Origin of the sequence: Yersinia sp. 2553 StPb PI (genome assembly GCF_052217105.1) — a bacterium.
Lineage (GTDB): Bacteria > Pseudomonadota > Gammaproteobacteria > Enterobacterales > Enterobacteriaceae > Yersinia > Yersinia enterocolitica_E.
On sequence record NZ_JAZGPX010000002.1, the window covers coordinates 3,131,160 to 3,151,415 of the forward strand.

A 20,256-nucleotide genomic window follows, 5' to 3' on the forward strand; every position below is an offset into this window, starting at 1 on the left:
TTGCACTACAGTTGACTGCGCAAATCACGGGGAGACTGAGAAAACTCCCGCTTAAACAGCGTTGAAAAATGATTGCTGTCACCAAAACCACATTGGTAGGCAATCTCGGTAACGCTATTATCGCTGTAATACAATTGATGACGCGCCTGTAGCAAACGCAAACGCGTCAGATAACGTTGTGGGGTCATGCCGGTCTGGTTTTTTAACTGCCGATGGAGAGTGCGTAATGGTAAAGCAAAGCGATCAGCCAGTTCCGGCCACTCAATTACCTCACTGTAGTGGTTCTGTAGCCAGTCTAATAATTGGCATAACCGCCCTTCCTGATCCTCACCCACCTGCGCCCGACACCCTTGCCACAGTTGCACCAACAACTGCATAAACACACTTTCATGTAGTGCGATATCTTCAGCTTGCTCGCTGTGAGGCGAGTGCTCAAGGCAGCGAATCAAGTGTTTTACTTGCTGTAAAACCTGTCCATTAATCCGCCAATGAGAGGGGTAAACCCCTTCAGTTTCACGTGGCAGAAAATGTTCTACGCCAGACAAGAAACGAAAAGCATCGGGCGCACGGAATAAGACGTTGGTGAGGAACAAACCGTCGGTTGACTCAAACAGGTGACGATCATGGTCACGGACAAAACAAACACACCCTCCGCTTAAGGTGTAGGGGTTGCCATTAAACACATGGACCCCGGCCCCCTGCTCAACAATAATAATTTCATAAAAATCATGATGATGTTCAGGAAATGCGGGTTGTGGCTCCCGGGCTTCAATTGCGACCGATGCAGAACTTGAAGAGAAAAAATCAATACTGTGCAAGACAGTCATCTTTTGCCCTCTTTCAACAGGCATGGCGAAATCGCCCTGCTTCAGCTCTCGATAGTAAAAGCAGCAGCGGTAATGAAACCTTCAATTTTTGACGTTAAAAGCGACTTTGGCGGTGATTTTTTTTAGATAAGTGCAGCAATGTTGAAAAGTATGCGCAGGGTCACAGGCGAGCGATGCCCTGTTTAAATACGAAACTGTGAGCTGTTTCACTTTCACTTTCGTCATTTTGCCAGCAAGCCATAGCGGCTGGCAGTGATGAGAAGGTGGTAGGTAAGGCAAGTTTCTACACTGTGGGCATTGAGAAATGACAGGCCGCTAATCATGCCCACACAATCAGCAGTAACACCATCTATCAGCCCCCGGCACATAGTCGCCATTGACCTTGGCGCATCCAGCGGGCGCGTGATGCTGGCGAGTTATCATCCCAGCCAACCGCAACTTGAGCTGCGAGAAGTTTGCCGCTTTGCTAATCAGATTAAATCTATTGATGGTACCGATGTCTGGGATATCGATGCTATTGAACAATCAATCTGTCAGGGCCTGAATCAGCTCGATAGCGAAGGGATTCAGCTCGACAGCATTGGAATTGATAGCTGGGGTGTTGATTTTGTTTTGCTTGATAAGCAAGGGAAACGGGTCGGACAGCCAGTCTCCTACCGCGACAGTCGTACGCAGGGTGTGATGGAGCAAGCGCAACAAACGCTGGGAAGCAGTGCCATTTATCGCCGTACCGGTATTCAATTTTTACCGTTCAATACCTTGTATCAATTACGGGCATTAAGTGAACAGCAACCGCATTTGTTGGCCGATGTCGCCCATCTGTTACTGATCCCGGACTATTTGCACTATCGCCTTACTGGCCAGCTTAACTGGGAATACACCAATGCCACTACCACCCAGTTACTTAATATTGAAACCAATGATTGGGATAGCGATCTATTAGCCTATGCCGGGGTACCGGCCCATTGGTTTGCCAAACCCACTAAACCTGGCAATACCATCGGCTATTGGCCAGGCGCCAGCGGCCAGCAGGTGCCGGTCATTGCCGTTGCCAGCCACGATACTGCCAGCGCGGTACTTGCCGCACCCTTGATTGATGCGGATGCTGCCTATCTTAGCTCTGGTACTTGGTCATTGATGGGGTTTGAAAGCCTCACCCCCATAACCCATGGGCAGGCGCTGGCCAGCAATATCACCAATGAAGGTGGCGCTGAAAGCCGCTACCGGGTACTGAAAAATATTATGGGTTTGTGGTTACTGCAACGGGCCACTGATGAGTTGCAGATTAAAGACCTGCCGCAGTTGATCGAACAGGCGGCACGCCAACCAGCTTGCCGCTCGCTGATTAACCCCAATGACAGCCGCTTTATTAATCCAGCCAATATGTGCGGCGAGATTCAGAACGCCTGCCGCGAATATGGTATGCCAATCCCCACCACCGCAGCCCAACTGGCTCGTTGTATCTTTGATAGCCTCGCCATGTTGTACCGGCAAGTTGCCCAAGAACTGGCAGAGTTACGCGGGCGTCCAATCAGCCATTTGCATATCGTCGGTGGCGGCTGCCAAAACCAATTCCTTAATCAGCTCTGTGCTGATGCCTGTGGCCTGAATGTCACTATGGGGCCGGTTGAAGCCTCGACACTGGGCAATATTGGCAGCCAATTAATTGCACTGGGAGAGGTGAGTGATGTTGCTCACTACCGCCGTATCGTGGCGAATAACTTCCCACTCCACCCTTTATCCCCTCACGACAACACTGACTTTGCAGCCCATTGGCCGCAATTCCAGTCACTGAGTCAATTACCTAAGGAACTTTGCATATGACGAACTCTATTGAACAGGCCTGGGATCTGGCTAAACAGCGCTTTGCCGCCGTCGGCGTGGATGTTGATGCCGCACTTGCCCGCCTTGATACCCTGCCGGTCTCCATGCACTGCTGGCAAGGTGATGACGTCACCGGTTTTGAAAACCCGGATGGTGTACTGACCGGCGGGATTCAGGCCACCGGTAACTACCCCGGTAAAGCGCGTAATGCTACTGAGTTACGTTCTGACCTCGAACTGGCCCTAACATTGATTCCCGGCCCTAAACGACTCAATTTACATGCTATTTATCTCGAATCGGATACCCCCGTGGCGCGTAATAAAATTGAGCCACGCCACTTTAGCCGCTGGGTTGAGTGGGCTAAAAAACATCATCTGGGATTGGACTTCAACCCATCCTGCTTCTCTCATCCACTGAGTGCCGATGGTTTTACCCTGTCTCATGCCAACCCTGAAATTCGCCAATTCTGGATTGAACATTGTCAGGCCAGCCGCCGGGTCTCTGCCTATTTTGGTGAGCAACTAGGGACACCATCGGTGATGAATATCTGGATCCCCGATGGCATGAAGGATACCCCCATCGACCGTTTGGCACCCCGCCAACGGCTGCTATCAGCACTGGATGAGGTTATCAGTGAAAAGTTAAACCCAAACCATCACATTGATGCCGTCGAAAGCAAATTGTTTGGTATTGGGGCTGAAAGCTACACCGTCGGCTCTAACGAGTTTTACATGGGATATGCCGCCAGCCGCCAGACCGCACTGTGTCTGGACGCCGGTCACTTCCACCCGACTGAGGTGATTTCCGACAAGATCTCTAGCGCCATGTTGTATGTTCCGCGCCTGCTACTGCATGTCAGTCGTCCGGTGCGTTGGGACAGCGACCATGTGGTCTTGCTCGATGATGAAACACAGGCTATCGCCAACGAAATTATCCGCCACGACCTGTTCGACAGGGTGCATATCGGTCTCGACTTCTTTGATGCCTCCATCAACCGTATCGCCGCCTGGGTCATTGGCACTCGCAACATGAAGAAAGCCTTGCTGCGCGCCTTATTGGAACCGACCGAGATGCTACGTCAATTGGAACTGCGCGGTGACTACACCGCACGCCTGGCGCTGCTGGAAGAACAGAAATCCCTGCCATGGCAAGCCATCTGGGAAGGGTATTGTCAGCGCAACGATGTGCCGGTCGATGCCCGCTGGCTCAATGCCGTACGTGATTACGAACAACAGACTCTCAGCCAACGTTAAGGACTCATGATTATGCAAGCTATTCAATCTTCCTGGTTTATTCAGGGAATGATTAAAGCCACCAGCGATATGTGGCGCAAAGGGTGGGATGAACGTAACGGTGGCAATATCAGCCTGCGCTTATTGGCTGAAGAGGTTGAACCGTATCGTGGTGATTTCGCTGCGCAACCACGTAACGTGGAACTCACTCAACCCGCCCCTGAACTGGCGAACAGTTGGTTCTTAGTCACCGGCTCTGGCAAATTTTTCCGCAATGTTGAATTAAACCCAGAAGACAATCTGGTACTACTGCAAGTCAGCAATGATGGCATGGCTTATCACATTCACTGGGGCCTGCCGCAAGGGGGGCTACCAACCTCAGAGCTTGCCGCGCACTTCCAATCTCATATTGTTCGCATGCAAGTCAGTGGTGGCAGCAACCGAGTGATCATGCATTGCCATGCCACCAATCTGATTGCTCTGAGTTATGTACAAAAACTGGAAAATGCCAGCTTCACTCGATTGTTATGGGAGGGCAGCACCGAGTGCCTGGTGGTGTTCCCCGACGGTATCGGCATCGTGCCGTGGATGGTGCCGGGAACCGACGGTATTGGTAGCCAAACCGCCGAGCAGATGCGTGAACACAGCCTAGTGCTGTGGCCATTCCACGGTATTTTCGGCAGTGGGCCAACACTGAATGATGCCTTTGGTCTGATTGATACCGCCGAGAAATCCGCCGAAATCATGGTGAAAGTCCTGTCAATGGGTGGCAAGCAGCAAACCATTTCTCGTGAACAACTGATAGCACTCGCGGCTCGTTTTGACGTGACCCCATTAGCCGCTGCACTGGACGTTTAACCCCTTCGACCAACGCTCCGGTTCAGGCCGGGGCTGGTCATTATCTGGTCTGCTTTCTTTGAGGAGCACAGCATGAGCTTTATGTTGGCACTACCAAAAATCAGCTTGCACGGCACAGGTGCAATCGAGGATATGGTTAAATTACTCGGTGACAAACAGTGGGGCAAAGCCCTGATTGTCACTGATGGGCAGTTGGTCGAGCTAGGCCTACTCGACGGTCTGTTCGCTGCGATGCAACAGCATCAGTTACCTTATGCCTTGTTTGGCGAGGTATTTCCTAACCCTACCGAAGCGTTAGTACAGGCAGGATTAGCCGCTTTCAGGCAGCATCAGTGTGACTATCTGATAGCTTTTGGTGGCGGTAGCCCAATCGATACAGCCAAAGCCGTTAAGATTTTGACCGCCAATCCGGGGCCATCCACGGCATACTCTGGTGTCGGTAAAGTAAAACAGAGTGGTGTCCCGCTGGTCGCCATCAATACCACCGCCGGAACAGCCGCAGAACTGACCAGTAATGCAGTGATTATTGATAGCCAGCGGCAAGTAAAAGAAGTCATTATCGATACCAATATCATTCCTGATATCGCCATCGATGACCCCTCTGTCATGTTGAATATTCCTGCCAGTGTGACTGCTGCAACCGGAATGGATGCCCTCACCCACGCTATCGAAGCCTATGTATCGCTGGGCGCACACACCCTAACCGACCATTCAGCACTTGAATCTATTCGCCTGATCAGCCAATGGCTGCCTCTGGCAGTCGATGACGGTAAGAATCTGCACGCACGTGAAATGATGGCGTGCGGCCAGTATCTGGCGGGGATGGCATTTAACAGCGCCGGGCTAGGTTTAGTGCATGCACTGGCCCATCAACCGGGTACGACCCATAACCTTCCACACGGGGTGTGCAATGCTATTTTACTGCCAATTATTGAAGAGTATAACCGCCCACAGGCAGTCAGCCGTTTTGCCCGCATAGCACAAGCCATGGGGATAAATACTCAACAGTTGACTGATGAGCAAGCCAGCCATCAAGCGATAAGCGCCATTCGGCAGTTGTCGCAACGTGTTGGCATTCCTGTTGGCTTCTCAGCATTAGGTATTCAGGAAAGTGATATCGAAGGCTGGTTAGATAAAGCGCTGGCGGATCCTTGTGCTCCTTGTAACCCAAGTACTGCGGACAGAGATCAAGTCCGCGTACTGTACTTACAGGCACTTTGATCGGAGTAATATCATGATACGCAAAGCCTTTGTAATGCAGGTTAACCCTGATGCCCATGCAGAATATCAGCGGCGGCACTCACCCATCTGGCCTGAACTGGAAGCGGTACTGAAAGCCCATGGCGCTCACCACTATTCAATTTTTCTTGATGACACGCGCAATTTGCTATTTGGTTTTGTCGAAATTGAATCAGAAGAGCGCTGGAATGCCGTGGCCCAAACCGCCATTTGCCAGCGCTGGTGGCAACATATGGCCGATGTGATGCCAGCCAACCCCGATAACAGCCCGGTAAGCCAGGCACTACGAGAAGTGTTCTATTTGGCATAGCTCACCCGATGTGGAGCCTGGCTCCACATCTTTCAGGACGTTGCCAGCCCCTGCACATAATCTTCAAATACCGGATGGCCTATCACCACATCAATAAAACAGCTCAATGCCGGTGAGTTCAACTTACGACTCGGATACACCAGATACAGCTCATTACCTTCAGCCTGCCATTGTGGTAACACTTCCACTAATTGACGGTTTGCCACCACTTCACGGCTTAAAAATGCCGGTAATAGGGTGATACCACCACCCGCCAGGCCACATTCACGGGCATACAGCAGATTATCAGTGACATGCAGCGCAGGTACCTGCCAGCGGTAAAACTCATCTTCACGGCGTAAAATCAGCGCCTGCCAGGCACGGTGGGCAATGCAGCGGTGAGTATCCAGTTGCCTTGGATGAGTGAGTGGCGGATGCTGTGCCAGATAGGCGGGTGACGCCAACAGATAGCGTGGCGCATAGCCCAATCGGCGGCCAATCAGTGACGAGTCCTGCGGCTTACCGGTGCGCAATGCCACATCAAAGCCCTCTTCAACCAAATCTACCATGGTGTCCGAGACTAACACTTCCAACAGCACATCCGGGTATTGCCGCTGGAAATCTGTTGCCAACCGCGCCAGTAAAGTCGCCCCCAGCCCTGCTGGAGTTGAGATGCGCAAGCGGCCACTGGGGTTATCTTTCAGGCGTTGCAGCGCCAGATCAGCGCGCTCTGCGGCTTGTAGCATCTCCTGACAATGCACTAGATAGCGCTCACCGGCAAAGGTCAGGTTCAGCTGACGGGTGGTTCGATTGAGTAAACGGATACCTAAGTTTTGTTCTAACTGACTGATGCGCTGGCTGACACTGGATTTCGGTAAACCCGCCATTTCAGCGGCGCGGGTAAAGCTGCCACACTCCGCGACTCGTGCAAACAGCGCCATATCCTGAAGTTGTTTAAACATGATTGTTTATCTTAGACGAACACTGCGTTAGTGATTGTCCATCTTATCACCACCACCAAGAAGGTCTAGACTCAATCCATACGCTAAACAGGAGTATTACCATGTCAGTTAAAGCCATTGCGGTGAACCCGCAACAACCCACCGATTTTATTGAAGTCGCTCTGGACCCACTCACTCCCGGTCCGTTTGATTTGCTGGTTGAGGTTAAAGCCGCGTCCATCAATCCGGTTGATACCAAAGTACATGCTGGCCTGAAGAAGAATGGCCTGCAACAGCCGCGAATTCTGGGTTGGGATGCCGCTGGAGTGGTCATCAGCGTCGGTGCGAACGTCACCGAGTTCCGTGCAGGTGATGAAGTGTGGTATGCCGGCGATATCACCCGCCCCGGTAGCAATGCTAACCAACAGTTGGTTGATGCTCGCATCGTGGCCCACAAACCCCGTTCATTCAACTGGGCGCAGGCCGCTGCATTGCCATTAACCGCAATAACTGCGTGGGAAGCGCTGTTTGAACATCTAAAAATTCAGCAAGCCAGTGCCGGACAAAGTTTATTGATCATCGGGGGAGCGGGCGGGGTTGGCTCATTAGCTATTCCCCTGGCGGCATTACGTAGCCCGCTAAAAGTGATAGCAACAGCATCACGGCCAGCATCAGCCGCCTGGTGTCGTGAACGTGGAGCGGACTTGACCGTCGATTATCACCATCTGAAAGCTGAGCTGGCAAAAGAAGGTATTGATAAAGTTGATTATATTCTTTGCCTGAATGACACCGACGGCCACTGGCCCGCCATCAGTGAGCTCATCGCACCATTGGGGCAAATCTGTACCATCGTTGAGAATGAAGAACCGTTGGATCAGAATCAGTTAAAACTAAAAAGTGCCGCCCTGCATTGGGAATTTATGTTCACCCGCAGTATGTTCTCTACCCCGGATATAGCCCAACAAGGGCAAATTTTAAAACAGGTAAGCCAGTTGGTGGATGAGGGCAAACTGCCAGGCACCTTAAGCGAAACCCTGCACGGCCTGACAGTGGAAAACCTGCATGCCGCCCACGCGCAAGTTGCAGGCGGACATATGCAGGGTAAAGTCGTTATTGCTTACTAAATATATTATTAAAAGGGCTATTTTATTTGCCATTTTACATTTGGGCAGTGCTCGAAATCCTCACGTAGCCATGATTTACAACGTCATGGTGTACGCTCCGGTTTCTGTGCGCTGTCCGCATGCAAACTGACTGCAACAATCACGCCCTCAGATATCAAATTTTCATCAACCCTATTGTGGTACATCACTCAATAATGAAGGGCGGGCAAGGCGTTGCAGGTCAGCGGCCAGAAGTTGTTGCACCAGTTCGACACAGCGCAGAAAGCGTTCATCATAGTCTGCCGATTCGACGTGAACATATTCGATATTGTTACTGCGCAACATCTGCTCCAGTAAGTTCTGGAAGGATTTACGGTCACGATCGCTACCCAGGCTGCGCAAACCATCGGCAACCCACGGCGTATTGTTTTCCAACAAAATAACCAGATCAAAACGGTATTCGTCAATCAGCGCCTGCACGAAGGGGTGCTCTTTGCCCTCATACTTTTTGCAGAAGGCCTGCGTGGTAACGAAGTCAGTATCGATAAATGCCACTTTATTGGCGTATTTCACCGCAAAATCCACATACTGTGCCTGCCCCAGCGCGATTTTGTCGTAATCAGAATATTGCAACGCCATCTCATCGCCACCAAGATGGGAGAAGACATAATCCCGGCCATATTCCCACGCACTGGTAGTATTGAAGATATTGGCTAACTTATTGACCAAAGTGGATTTCCCACTGGACTCACCGCCCAGTATCGCCACGGTACGGACAAAAAATGGCTTCACTTCAGTCGGGATATAGTCCCAGTAACGGAAAGGGTCACGGCGGATCTGGCGACCACTGATATTCATAAATGAACGCTGTGGATCAATCAGGATGGTTTCGATGCCAAATTGCTCGTTGTAATGCGGCGCATCCTGGCTTTCGCTGGAATAAATAAAATTCGGAACAATGCCTTTTTCATTCATAAAGCTCTTTACGCCATGGCTCCACACATCCCAGCCATGGGGGTACGGCTCGATACCGTGCTCATCAAACGAATGAATATGGATATTTTTCTGATATTTAAAGGTTTGTAACAACCAGCGCAAACGGTCACTGACCGTCGGTTGCTGTGACATCGAACTGTTCTCAAACAGCTCACGATCGCGTGGCTCATCGAAACAAAGAATGATGTGCAACTCGTCAACCTGGCTACAGGCGCGCTGGATTAAATAGATATGGCCGGTATGCAGCGGGTAAAATTTACCAAATACCACGCCGACTTTTTTCTCACGGCGGGGAAACTCCAGCCCGAGGAAACGGTGCAGAGCTTCAAGCTTTTGCGCACTGGGGCTTTTGATTTTGTCGTTGAGTAGCTGGCTTAAATAACCTTTGGTCATGCCGTTGCATTCGGCCACTTGCTGTAAGGTGCAACCCTTTTGCTTAATTGCTGTTTTGAGATAGTCGAATTGCAGCATACCGCCTCCTTGTTTAGTGCGCTAAACAAAAATAACACAGTATGCTGCAAGATGAACACGACTAAATTAGCGGTTATAAATCCTCTAACACCGCCAACGCATCAGCCAATTTCTTCACCCCGAACACCTGCATATTGGGCAGGGGCTTCTTCGGCATATTGGCATACGGCACGATAGCGCGTTTAAAACCGTGTTTGGCCGCCTCAGAGATACGCTCTTGACCACTGGGTACTGGGCGAATTTCACCGGCTAGCCCTACCTCACCAAATACCACTAAATCCTGTGGCAGCGGGCGGTCACGCAAGCTGGATACTAGCGACATCAGCAATGCCAGATCAGCACTGGTTTCTGTCACTTTCACCCCACCCACCACATTGACGAACACATCTTGGTCCGACATCTGTAACCCGCCATGGCGATGCAATACCGCCAACAAGATTGCCAGCCGGTTCTGTTCCAGACCGACCGCCACCCGACGTGGGTTGGACATCATTGAGTGATCGACCAGCGCCTGAATCTCTACCAGCAGCGGGCGAGTCCCTTCCCATACCACCATCACCGAGCTACCAGCAGTGACTTCATCCCCACGGCTGAGGAAAATCGCCGACGGGTTGCTAACTTCACGCAAGCCCTGTTCGGTCATAGCAAATACACCTAACTCATTAACCGCACCAAAGCGGTTTTTGTGGCTACGCAGCGTACGGAAACGAGTATCACCGTCACCATCAAGCATCACAGAGCAGTCAATACAGTGCTCCAGCACTTTCGGCCCGGCCAGTGAACCATCTTTCGTCACATGGCCCACCATGATAATGGCAACACCCCGGGTTTTGGCAAAACGGGTTAGGTAGGCGGCCGTTTCGCGCACTTGGGCCACGCTGCCCGGCGACGACTGAATATCCGCCATATGCATCACCTGAATGGAGTCGATCACCATCAAGCGCGGCTGCTCTTGCTCAGCAATCAAGCAAATTTGCTCGATACTGGTTTCCGACAGCATATTGAGGCCCGCTGTAGGCAACCCCAAACGATGCGCACGCATCGCCACCTGCTGCAACGACTCTTCGCCAGTGACATACAGGGTTTTCATGTTTTCAGACAGCTTGCAGAGCGTTTGCAACAGTAAGGTACTTTTCCCCGCGCCGGGGTTACCACCAATCAGAATGGCACTGCCCGGCACTACACCACCACCTAGCACCCGATCAAACTCAAGAAAGCCCGTTGAAAAGCGCGGTAGTTCGTCCAGACTGATATCTGACAGCTTCTGTACCCGGCTGACGCCTGCATCACCGGCATAGCCACCAAAACGCTCATTGCGCGACGACGACGAGGTTGCCGCCGCCAGCCTGATTTCGGTAATGGTATTCCAGGCATTACAGGCACTGCACTGCCCCTGCCAACGAGGATAATCGGCACCACACTCATTACAGACAAATGCTCGTTTTGGCGCTTTAGCCACAGTTCACCTCAATTTAATTAGCTCACACCTGCCTGAGCCCCAAATTACCTAATAAGCGTAATTGTTGCAGGCAGTTTGAGTGCAGACAGCGCGCAGAAATCGGAGCGTACACCATGACGTTGTAAATCATGGCGACGTGAGGATTTTATTCGCTACGCTCCCCCTACGGGCCGCCCTTAAGTGCGTTCAAAATGGCAAATAAAATAGCCTATTTCATCGTTCTTCGTGCTTCAGACTGCCGGTCAAAATGCAAAGAACACTCAGCAAATCACCGTGGCGGATCGCCACTTTCGCTTTGGCATACACCTTCGGCTTTGCATGGAAAGCCAGCCCTAAACCGGCGGCTTGCATCATTTTCAGGTCATTGGCGCCATCGCCGATAGCCACTGTTTGAGCAATAGGGATATTGAGTTTTTCCGCCAACTTGAGCAGGGTATCGGCTTTATATTGTGCATCGACAATCGGCCCTAACACTTTGCCGGTCAGCTTGCCGTCTTTGATTTCAAGTTCATTGGCTGCCACATCGACCAGACGCAGTTTGTCGCGCAGATATTCAGCGTAATAAGTAAAACCACCGGAGGCGATCGCCACATGCCAATCTAATGCCTGAAGCTTACGGACCAGGCTGGTCAGCCCCGGCATCAATGGCAGTTGGTCACGTACCTGTTTTAAGATATTGGCATCCGCCCCTTTCAGGGTGGCAACCCGCTGGCGCAGGCTGGCGGCGAAGTCCAGTTCACCTTGCATGGCGCGTTCGGTGACGGCAGCCACTTCTTCGCCGACACCGGCGAGTTTGGCAATCTCATCAATACATTCGATTTGGATGGCAGTTGAATCCATATCCATCACCAGCAGGCCCGGGGTACGCAAATGCGGGATAGCTCCCAGAGGGGCGACATCAAGACCGTTTTCATCCGCTAACGTTTTAATCCGTGGGGTTAAACTGCCGGCCAAACGGATGACCTGATAATCCTCCACACACCAGGCGGAGACAATCACCATGGCGGCACCCAATTGGCCCTGAAAACCCGTAATACGCTGTTTATCCAGCTTTCTACCGTACAGTAGCCAACCTGTATGACCGGCACGATAATCCAGCGGCATGACCTCATCACCACTGAGCGAAAGTGGCAGACCTGGCCATTGATAGATCTCCGCGGGGAGATCGCAATAGGTCAGACTATTAGACATGAATGACTCCTGTAGAAAACGGGGTAAAGACCAGACAAAAGGACGCATCAAGCTATCCTATCGCCCTTGCTTCTGGCAACATATACCCTAAATAATTCGAGTTGCGGGAAGGCGGCAAACGAAATAATCCCGATAAACTTACATCAGTAAGTGATTCGGGTTATTGAGAGTAGCCAACGCACATGCGGCTTGAAGTATGACGGGTATAAAGTCACCGATTCTTGCAAGGAACCTGCATGGCTAAGGCCAAACTAAAATTCCGACTGCACCGTACGGCTATTGTGCTGATTTGCTTGGCATTATTAGTCTTGCTGATGCAAGGTGCATCCTATTTCAGCCTCAGTCATCAACTCGCTCGTTCGGAACAAGTTGAAGAGCTGGCGAAAACACTGGCAAAACAAGTCACTTTCAGCCTCGCCCCCATCATGGACAGTGGGGATGATGATATCGACAGCCAAAAAGTTGACGAAATTCTCCAGCAACTGACGCAATCAAGCCGCGTATTGGATGCCAGTGTATATCAAATTGACGGAACGCTGGTCGCCAGCGCTGGAGAGAACGTAAAAGTACGTGATCGACTGGCTTTGGATGGTAAACGCCCCGGCAGCTATTTCAACCACCAGATTGTCGAGCTGATCCCCGGGAAAAGCGGGCCAAGCGGCTTTCTGCGTATGACGCTGGACACCCATGTGCTGGCGACGGAATCCAAGCAAGTGGATAATACCACCAATTTGCTGCGCTTGATGATTCTCGTCGCACTGGCGGTGGGGATCATTCTGGCTCGCACTCTGCTGCAAGGTCGCCGCAGCCGTTGGCAGCAATCACCTTATCTGCTCACCGCCAATACGCCGGTCAAAGAAGATGAGGATGAAACACCTGAGACACCTGCCAGTCAGGCAGATGCAGATAAAAAGACGGGCGATAAATAATACTGCGGATAGATATTATGCCATGCGCTCAATTAGCGTGGTGAGAGAAAGCAGTTCTCCCTGCATCTGTCGGGCACTATCTCCAGCAATGTACCGCCGCAAGGCATATTGGGTTGCTTTACCTTTACCTATTTTCAGCACCCTCTCTTTTAACCTGCTTAATTGCCGGGAAACAGTGGGTTGACTGATTGCCATAGCTTGCGCCAGATAACTCGCCGTCGCCGGGTTTTGGCGTAATAACGTTTCCAGAGAGAGCATGTGAATAGATTCATGAATAGAATGATGAATAGATTTATAGCGCTAATTATCTGATGTGTAAAGAAACCTATTTTTTCTGGCAGATTTTATGAATAGATTCAGCGGCAGAAATCGCTGCCGCTGAATAGAGGGAAGCAGAGAAGGGATTACTTCTGATCGCCCAGCAACACCGATTCCAATGCAATTTCAATCATGTCATTAAAAGTACTTTGGCGCTCCGCAGCGGTGGTTTGCTCACCGGTACGGATATGGTCAGAAACAGTACAGATGGTCAGGGCTTTAGCACCGAACTCCGCGGCAACGCCGTAGATACCGGCCGCTTCCATTTCCACGCCCAGAATGCCGTATTTTTCCATCACATCAAACATTTGCGGGTCTGGCGTGTAGAACAGGTCAGCAGAGAAGATGTTACCTACACGGACGTCGATACCTTTCGCTTTTGCCGCATCCACTGCATTGCGGGTCATTTCAAAGTCAGCAATCGCTGCATAGTCGTGATCTTTAAAGCGCATACGGTTTACTTTGGAGTCGGTACAAGCCCCCATGCCGATCACCACATCACGCAGTTTCACATCGGCGCGAACCGCACCACATGAACCGACACGAATGATTTTTTTCACGCCAAAATCAGTGATCAGTTCTTTGGCGTAAATGGAGCAGGACGGGATACCCATACCGTGACCCATTACAGAGATTTTGCGGCCTTTATAAGTACCGGTGAAGCCCAACATGCCACGCACATTGTTCACTTCGCGCACGTCTTGCAGGAAGGTTTCGGCGATAAATTTCGCACGCAGTGGATCCCCTGGCATTAATACAACGTCAGCGAAATCACCCATTTCAGCATTAATATGTGGCGTTGCCATAATCACTTTCCTTAAAAATCAGAGAATTAAAATTTATATTACTGAGCTGTTTTTAAGTTTGAACTACTTTGCACAGTTCAGAGAAAATCAGCCATCGCCAGCGTAGATGAGCACCGACAGTTTGGGCACGGTCAGCGCACAGCCCCCGGAGCGTACACGCAGTACGTGAGGAGGGCGAGCACTGCCCGGGTTCAAAATGGCACGCTCAGCTTAGCTGAATGACTTAAAGCATATTCTTACCGTAATCCATTGGAGATAGATTGAAATATGTCGCTACCGTCTGCCCAATATCAGCAAAGGTCTCACGATGCCCAAGCGATCCTGGTTTGACTTTCGGGCCGTAAACCAAGACCGGAATGTGCTCACGGGTATGGTCAGTGCCCGGCCAGGTTGGGTCACAACCGTGGTCAGCCGTCAGGATCATGATGTCATCCTCTTTTACCAGCGCCATCAACTCAGGCAGGCGGCGGTCGAACAGTTCCAATGCAGCAGCATAACCAGCAACGTCGCGACGGTGACCGTAAGAAGAGTCAAAATCCACAAAGTTAGTGAACACGATAGTGTTATCACCGGCTTTCTTCATTTCTTCTATCGTGGCATCAAATAGCGCATCCAGACCGGTGGCTTTCACTTTCTGAGTGATACCCACATGCGCATAGATATCGGCAATTTTACCGATAGAAACCACTTCTCCCCCTTTCTCATCCACCAGTTTTTTCAACATGGTTGGTGCTGGCGGTTCAACGGCCAGATCATGGCGGTTACCGGTGCGTTGGAAGTTACCCGGCTTGTCACCAATAAACGGACGCGCAATCACACGGCCAATATTGTAGCCACCTTCGGTCAGTTCTTCGCGGGCAATTTCACACAGCTCATACAAGCGATCCAGGCCAAAAGTTTCTTCGTGGCAGGCAATCTGGAACACCGAGTCCGCCGAGGTATAGAAAATCGGTTTGCCGGTTTTCATATGCTCTTCACCCAATTGGTCAAGGATAACGGTCCCACTTGAGTGACAGTTACCCAGATAACCCGGCAGGTTGGCCCGTTTTACCAGTTTATCCAACAGTTCCTGTGGGAAACTGTTTTCGACATCACTGAAGTAACCCCAGTCAAACAGCACCGGCACCCCCGCAATCTCCCAGTGGCCTGACGGTGTATCTTTACCGGAGGATAACTCACTGGCATAACCATAGGCACCAATGATGTCTGCATTCTTATCCAGCCCAACTGGGAATTTACCGGTGGACTCTTCGGCAGCTTTCCCCAACCCTAAACGACTCAAGTTTGGCAGCGTCAATGGGCCACTACGACCAACGTTAGCTTCACCACGGGCGCAGACCTCAGCAATGTGGCCCAGTGTATCGGCCCCTTGGTCACCAAATTTGTTAGCATCGGCGCTGGCACCAATACCAAATGAGTCCAATACCATAATAAATGTACGTTTCATTATTTTCTCCTGCGTGGGTTCACGCTCTGGGGCAGCTACGTTCATTTGCTCCCCCATGTAATTAATCTGTTTTTGCTAACATTTGCCGTCGAAAGCAAATAGCGTCAATAACAAAAGTATGGCGTTTATTCAGTAATACGGCGATAGATAACCGGTGTTTCTTCCGGCGCTTTGTCACCCAAGGTGATCGCCGCACGTAGTGCGTCTGCTGCCTGCTGCCAGTCGTCTTCGTTATTGGCATGAATCACCGCTAATGGCTGCTGGCCATCAACACCAGTCCCCAGACGTGCCATTTCAGTGATACCAACACTGTAATCAATAGGATCAGTTGCCCGCCGACGACCACCGCCGAGGGAAACCACCGCCATACCCAGTGCACGGGTATCCATCGCGGTAACAATGCCGGCTCGTTCAGCAAAGACCGGTTTGCTCAGCGTGGCAACCGGTAGGTAGCTGTCATAACGCTCAACGAAATCACTTGGGCCTTTTTGCGCCGCCACCATGCGACCAAAGAGTTCTGCTGCTTTACCGTTATCCAGCACCGCCTGTAACTTGGATCTGGCGTCAGCATCATCTTGCGCCAAACCACCGGATAACAGCATCTCAACGCACAGCGCCATCGTCACTTCTAACAAGCGTGGATTACGATATTCACCCGTCAGGAAGCGCACCGCTTCGCGCACTTCAACCGCATTACCGGCGCTGGAAGCCAACACCTGATTCATATCAGTCAATAGTGCCGTCGTTTTACAACCCGCGCCGTTAGCCACACTGACAATGGCCTGTGCTAAATCGGCAGATAGTTGATATGTCGGCATAAAAGCACCAGAACCCACCTTCACATCCATCACCAACGCATCCAGCCCCTCAGCCAGTTTCTTCGCCAAAATAGAAGCGGTAATCAGTGGAATGGAATCTACAGTGGCGGTGATATCACGGGTAGCGTAGAAACGTTTATCTGCCGGTGCTAATGAGCTGGTTTGACCAATGATGGCGACACCGACGTCCTGAATGATTTTACGGAACGCATTATCATCGGGGAAAATATCAAAACCGGGTATAGCTTCCAGTTTGTCCAAGGTTCCGCCGGTATGGCCCAAGCCACGGCCAGAAATCATCGGCACATAGCCACCACAGGCTGCGACCATCGGGCCGAGCATCAGTGATGTCACATCACCCACGCCACCGGTAGAGTGTTTATCCACGATGGGGCCGTTTAGATTAAGGCTCTGCCAGTTGAGCACCGTGCCAGAATCACGCATTGCCATAGTAAGTGCCACGCGCTCCGGCATGCTCATGTCATGGAAATAGATGGTCATCGCCAAAGCAGCAATCTGCCCTTCGGAAACCACATTGTCGCGGATCCCATTGATAAAGAAACGAATCTCTTCTTCGCTCAGTGGCTGACCGTCGCGTTTTTTACGGATAATTTCTTGTGCCAGAAACACAGCATCCCCCTGACCTAAATAAGGATAAAAGCCGCACGGCAGGCTAGTCGCCCGCAGCGCATCGGCTAAACTCAATGATTGCGATAATGATTAGTAACCGCTACTTTTGCTATCACTCTGATGGCCCAGCGTGGTTAATAAGCTGGCTAACAGACTGGATGCGCCAAAGCGGAAGTGGCGGGCGTCGGCCCAACCCTCACCCATCAATTGATCGGCCAGTTGCAGGAATTGCGCGGCATCTTCGGCAGTACGTACTCCGCCCGCTGGCTTAAAGCCGACGGTTTTACCCACACCTAAATCACGGATAGTGCTCATCATAATACCCGCACTTTCCAATGTGGCATTGACCGGCACTTTACCGGTGGAGGTTTTGATGAAATCCGCGCCAGCTTTAATAGCAATTTCAGAGGCTTGACGGATCAAGTGCTCTTGCTTTAACTCACCGGTCTCTATGATTACTTTCAGTAATACATTCGCGGCAGCGCAGGCTTCTTTGCACTCTTTTACTAATTCGAAGCCGACCTTATCATTACCCGCCATTAAGGCGCGGTAAGGGAAAACCACATCCACTTCATCAGCACCATAGGCAATGGCGGCACGGGTTTCGGCCAGTGCAATAGCAATATCATCATTGCCATGTGGGAAGTTGGTCACTGTCGCAATACGGATTTCAGGGGTACCCTGCTCGCGCAACGTTTTACGCGCAATAGGAATAAAGCGGGGATAAATACAGATTGCCGCCGTGTTACCGGCAGGGCTTTTTGCCTGATGACACAGCGCGATAACCTTATCATCGGTATCGTCGTCATTCAGGGTAGTTAAATCCATCAAACTCAGTGCGCGTTTGGCATAATCGTTAAGATTCGCGCAGGCGGTTAAATCGGTCATAAAACTCTCCAACACTATTTCAGCCCCAGCACCTTGCCAGAACTGAGCATCTATTTATGAGCGGACAAAGAGACCGTACCGGCATCTTTGGTGATTAAAAGTCCCTCTCAGTAGGCGTAATTGTTGCAGTCAGGCAAATAACATAGCCCTAATGAGAAGGTTCTAAGCTCAATACGTTGGCGAGCGGACTTGGTTCCTTGAAGATAGCCCCTATGGGTGGCAATTGAGATCCATCTCACCGCACTAACTACTTGGTCATTGCTTACATCACTGATGCAATGAGACTCCATACACACTTTAGGCTTTCATTCCGAAAGCCAATAACACTATTTGAACACGTTATCGGCAGCTTAGGTGTGTTCAATTTCACACTAATCAATAGTAACTTGTAACGAGACGGAATTATATGTGATTAAAGTCACAAAATAACCTAATTTATAGCTTTCTGACCACGATACGCTCACTCGCTTCAAGAATAGCCTATGGGCAGGAATACGCAGTATTGTAGGCCTGAACCATAAAAAATTAAGCGTCAGCGGCGCAGACAGTTTGGGTGCGGACAGCGCGCAGGGACTGGAGCGTACACGAAGTAGGTGACAGGTCCCGAGCACTGCCCAATCCCAAAATGGCAAGTCAAGCTAGCCTAATTATAATGCCAGGAAGAAACCGGCGATCGTCGCACTCATCAGATTCGACAATGTGCCTGCTGCTACCGCTTTCAGGCCGAAACGCGCGATATCGTGACGGCGGTTTGGGGCCATGCTACCCAAGCCACCCAATAAGATGGCAACAGATGACAAGTTGGCAAAACCACACAGCGCGAAGGAAACAATAGCCTTAGTGTGCTCGGAAAGAACCTGTAAACCCGCGGTTTTGACTAACTCTTCTGCCTGGAGATACTGACCGAAATTCATAAATGCTACGAATTCGTTAACGATAATCTTCTGGCCGATAAATGAACCAGCCACCATCGCTTCACTCCATGGGATGCCTATCAAGTAAGCAATCGGCGAGAATACCCAACCCAGAATCAACTCTAGCGAAAGTTGTGGATAATCAAACCAGCCACCAATCCCACCCAGAATACCATTGAGCAGAGCAATCAAGGCGATAAAGGCCAGCAGCATTGCCCCTACATTCAATGCCAGTTGCATGCCGGAAGCCGCGCCAGATGCCGCTGCATCAATAACGTTAGCCGGTCGTTCATCTTCAGCAATCAAGGTTGTAGCATCAACGTTATCGTGCGTTTTTTCAGTTTCCGGCACCATCAGTTTAGCAAACAGTAACCCACCCGGCGCTGCCATAAAGGAAGCAGCAATCAGATATTCCAATGGTACCCCCATTTGCGCATAACCGGCCAATACTGAACCGGCAACGGAAGCTAAACCGCCGCACATTACCGCAAACAGTTCAGATTGGGTCATGGTGGCAATATAAGGGCGCACCACTAACGGCGCTTCAGTTTGGCCAACAAAGATATTAGCTGTGGCGGAAAGGGATTCAGTACGTGAAGTGCCCAGCAACTTTTGTAAACCGCCGCCCAATACCTTAATAACGATTTGCATGATGCCAAGGTAATACAGAACGGCAATCAATGATGAGAAGAATACAATTACTGGTAATACTCGCAGGGCGAATACAAAGCCGCCACCACCAAAAACTTCAAACATTTTGTCAGAAACCAAACCGCCAAAAATAAATGAAATCCCCTCATTACCGTAGGCGATAACGTTAGCGACTCCTTCTGACATACCGCCCAGAATGCGGCGCCCGATGGGCACATATAATACCAGCGCACCAATAGCGATCTGGATAATAAATGCACCAACAACAGTGCGGATATTAATCGCCCTATAATTACTTGAAAGAAGTACGGCTATTAATATCAGTACTGCCATTCCAACCAGACTCATTAGCATGTCGCTATCCCTAATAGTGAAATCATTAATTAAATTGAAATAATTTTCGGGGGATTATACCGACATGAAGG

19 protein-coding genes are annotated in these 20,256 nt (G+C 50.6%); 7 read left to right on the forward strand and 12 right to left on the reverse strand.

Annotated elements, in window-relative coordinates; genetic code table 11:
- Positions 1 to 5 precede the first annotated feature (5 nt).
- Together rhaS and V2A84_RS15795 are read right to left on the reverse strand one after the other, a co-directional pair.
- Positions 6 to 827: an HTH-type transcriptional activator RhaS gene (gene rhaS, locus V2A84_RS15790; protein ID WP_083160665.1), complete on the reverse strand. Its 822-nt coding sequence runs from the start codon at positions 825 to 827 to the stop codon at positions 6 to 8.
- A gap of 221 nt (positions 828 to 1,048) precedes the next feature.
- On the reverse strand, positions 1,049 to 1,204 hold the full coding sequence (locus tag V2A84_RS15795; RefSeq protein WP_102970476.1) for a phosphoribosylaminoimidazole synthetase: 156 nt from the start codon (positions 1,202 to 1,204) through the stop codon (positions 1,049 to 1,051).
- Between V2A84_RS15795 and rhaB the strand changes: the two genes are divergently transcribed.
- The 5 genes from rhaB to rhaM all read left to right on the forward strand — a co-directional run bounded on the left by rhaB (position 1,194) and on the right by rhaM (position 6,290).
- The gene (gene rhaB / locus V2A84_RS15800; protein ID WP_442849137.1) at positions 1,194 to 2,651 is read left to right on the forward strand and encodes a rhamnulokinase; all 1,458 of its coding nucleotides are present in this window, start codon (positions 1,194 to 1,196) and stop codon (positions 2,649 to 2,651) included. The genes V2A84_RS15795 and rhaB overlap by 11 nt on opposite strands.
- Positions 2,648 to 3,904, forward strand: a complete 1,257-nt coding sequence (locus tag V2A84_RS15805; RefSeq protein ID WP_442821274.1) for an L-rhamnose isomerase — start codon at positions 2,648 to 2,650, stop codon at positions 3,902 to 3,904. Before rhaB ends, V2A84_RS15805 begins: the two co-directional genes overlap by 4 nt.
- 12 nt (positions 3,905 to 3,916) lie before the next feature.
- Complete coding sequence (rhaD, locus tag V2A84_RS15810) at positions 3,917 to 4,741, forward strand: rhamnulose-1-phosphate aldolase (RefSeq protein WP_442848954.1); 825 nt, start codon at positions 3,917 to 3,919, stop codon at positions 4,739 to 4,741.
- Between the two features lie 72 nt (positions 4,742 to 4,813).
- Entirely contained in the window at positions 4,814 to 5,962 is a 1,149-nt protein-coding gene (gene fucO / locus V2A84_RS15815; protein ID WP_442848955.1) for a lactaldehyde reductase, read from the forward strand.
- A 13-nt stretch (positions 5,963 to 5,975) separates the two neighbouring features.
- The gene (gene rhaM, locus V2A84_RS15820) at positions 5,976 to 6,290 is read left to right on the forward strand and encodes an L-rhamnose mutarotase (RefSeq protein ID WP_083160673.1); all 315 of its coding nucleotides are present in this window, start codon (positions 5,976 to 5,978) and stop codon (positions 6,288 to 6,290) included.
- A gap of 32 nt (positions 6,291 to 6,322) precedes the next feature.
- Here rhaM and V2A84_RS15825 read toward each other — a convergent pair whose 3' ends face one another.
- Positions 6,323 to 7,231, reverse strand: coding sequence for a LysR family transcriptional regulator (locus tag V2A84_RS15825; protein ID WP_372568645.1), 909 nt, complete (start codon positions 7,229 to 7,231; stop codon positions 6,323 to 6,325).
- Between the two features lie 101 nt (positions 7,232 to 7,332).
- Between V2A84_RS15825 and V2A84_RS15830 the strand changes: the two genes are divergently transcribed.
- Entirely contained in the window at positions 7,333 to 8,334 is a 1,002-nt protein-coding gene (locus V2A84_RS15830; RefSeq protein ID WP_372568644.1) for a zinc-binding alcohol dehydrogenase family protein, read from the forward strand.
- A gap of 171 nt (positions 8,335 to 8,505) precedes the next feature.
- Here V2A84_RS15830 and nadR read toward each other — a convergent pair whose 3' ends face one another.
- The 3 genes from nadR to serB all read right to left on the reverse strand — a co-directional run bounded on the left by nadR (position 8,506) and on the right by serB (position 12,430).
- Positions 8,506 to 9,780 (reverse strand): multifunctional transcriptional regulator/nicotinamide-nucleotide adenylyltransferase/ribosylnicotinamide kinase NadR, encoded by a 1,275-nt coding sequence (gene nadR / locus V2A84_RS15835; protein ID WP_420072913.1) that lies wholly within the window; start codon positions 9,778 to 9,780, stop codon positions 8,506 to 8,508.
- A gap of 73 nt (positions 9,781 to 9,853) precedes the next feature.
- The gene (gene radA, locus V2A84_RS15840; RefSeq protein WP_004701929.1) at positions 9,854 to 11,239 is read right to left on the reverse strand and encodes a DNA repair protein RadA; all 1,386 of its coding nucleotides are present in this window, start codon (positions 11,237 to 11,239) and stop codon (positions 9,854 to 9,856) included.
- A 213-nt stretch (positions 11,240 to 11,452) separates the two neighbouring features.
- Positions 11,453 to 12,430, reverse strand: coding sequence for a phosphoserine phosphatase (serB, locus tag V2A84_RS15845; RefSeq protein WP_083160679.1), 978 nt, complete (start codon positions 12,428 to 12,430; stop codon positions 11,453 to 11,455).
- 236 nt (positions 12,431 to 12,666) lie between these two features.
- On the opposite strand from serB, the gene V2A84_RS15850 reads away from it, so the two are divergent.
- Positions 12,667 to 13,359: a YtjB family periplasmic protein gene (locus tag V2A84_RS15850; protein WP_420072914.1), complete on the forward strand. Its 693-nt coding sequence runs from the start codon at positions 12,667 to 12,669 to the stop codon at positions 13,357 to 13,359.
- 15 nt (positions 13,360 to 13,374) lie between these two features.
- Here V2A84_RS15850 and V2A84_RS15855 read toward each other — a convergent pair whose 3' ends face one another.
- From V2A84_RS15855 to V2A84_RS15880, 6 genes are all read right to left on the reverse strand, one after another.
- Positions 13,375 to 13,647, reverse strand: a complete 273-nt coding sequence (locus tag V2A84_RS15855; RefSeq protein ID WP_442848357.1) for an ArsR family transcriptional regulator — start codon at positions 13,645 to 13,647, stop codon at positions 13,375 to 13,377.
- A 116-nt stretch (positions 13,648 to 13,763) separates the two neighbouring features.
- Positions 13,764 to 14,483: a purine-nucleoside phosphorylase gene (gene deoD, locus V2A84_RS15860; protein ID WP_032907790.1), complete on the reverse strand. Its 720-nt coding sequence runs from the start codon at positions 14,481 to 14,483 to the stop codon at positions 13,764 to 13,766.
- 223 nt (positions 14,484 to 14,706) lie between these two features.
- Positions 14,707 to 15,930, reverse strand: a complete 1,224-nt coding sequence (deoB, locus tag V2A84_RS15865; protein ID WP_042568600.1) for a phosphopentomutase — start codon at positions 15,928 to 15,930, stop codon at positions 14,707 to 14,709.
- Positions 15,931 to 16,055: 125 nt separating this feature from the next.
- Positions 16,056 to 17,378: a thymidine phosphorylase gene (gene deoA / locus V2A84_RS15870; RefSeq protein WP_083160688.1), complete on the reverse strand. Its 1,323-nt coding sequence runs from the start codon at positions 17,376 to 17,378 to the stop codon at positions 16,056 to 16,058.
- 90 nt (positions 17,379 to 17,468) lie between these two features.
- Positions 17,469 to 18,266 (reverse strand): deoxyribose-phosphate aldolase, encoded by a 798-nt coding sequence (gene deoC, locus V2A84_RS15875; RefSeq protein ID WP_050072495.1) that lies wholly within the window; start codon positions 18,264 to 18,266, stop codon positions 17,469 to 17,471.
- 647 nt (positions 18,267 to 18,913) lie between these two features.
- Positions 18,914 to 20,185 (reverse strand): NupC/NupG family nucleoside CNT transporter, encoded by a 1,272-nt coding sequence (locus tag V2A84_RS15880; RefSeq protein WP_442848956.1) that lies wholly within the window; start codon positions 20,183 to 20,185, stop codon positions 18,914 to 18,916.
- Positions 20,186 to 20,256: the final 71 nt, after the last annotated feature.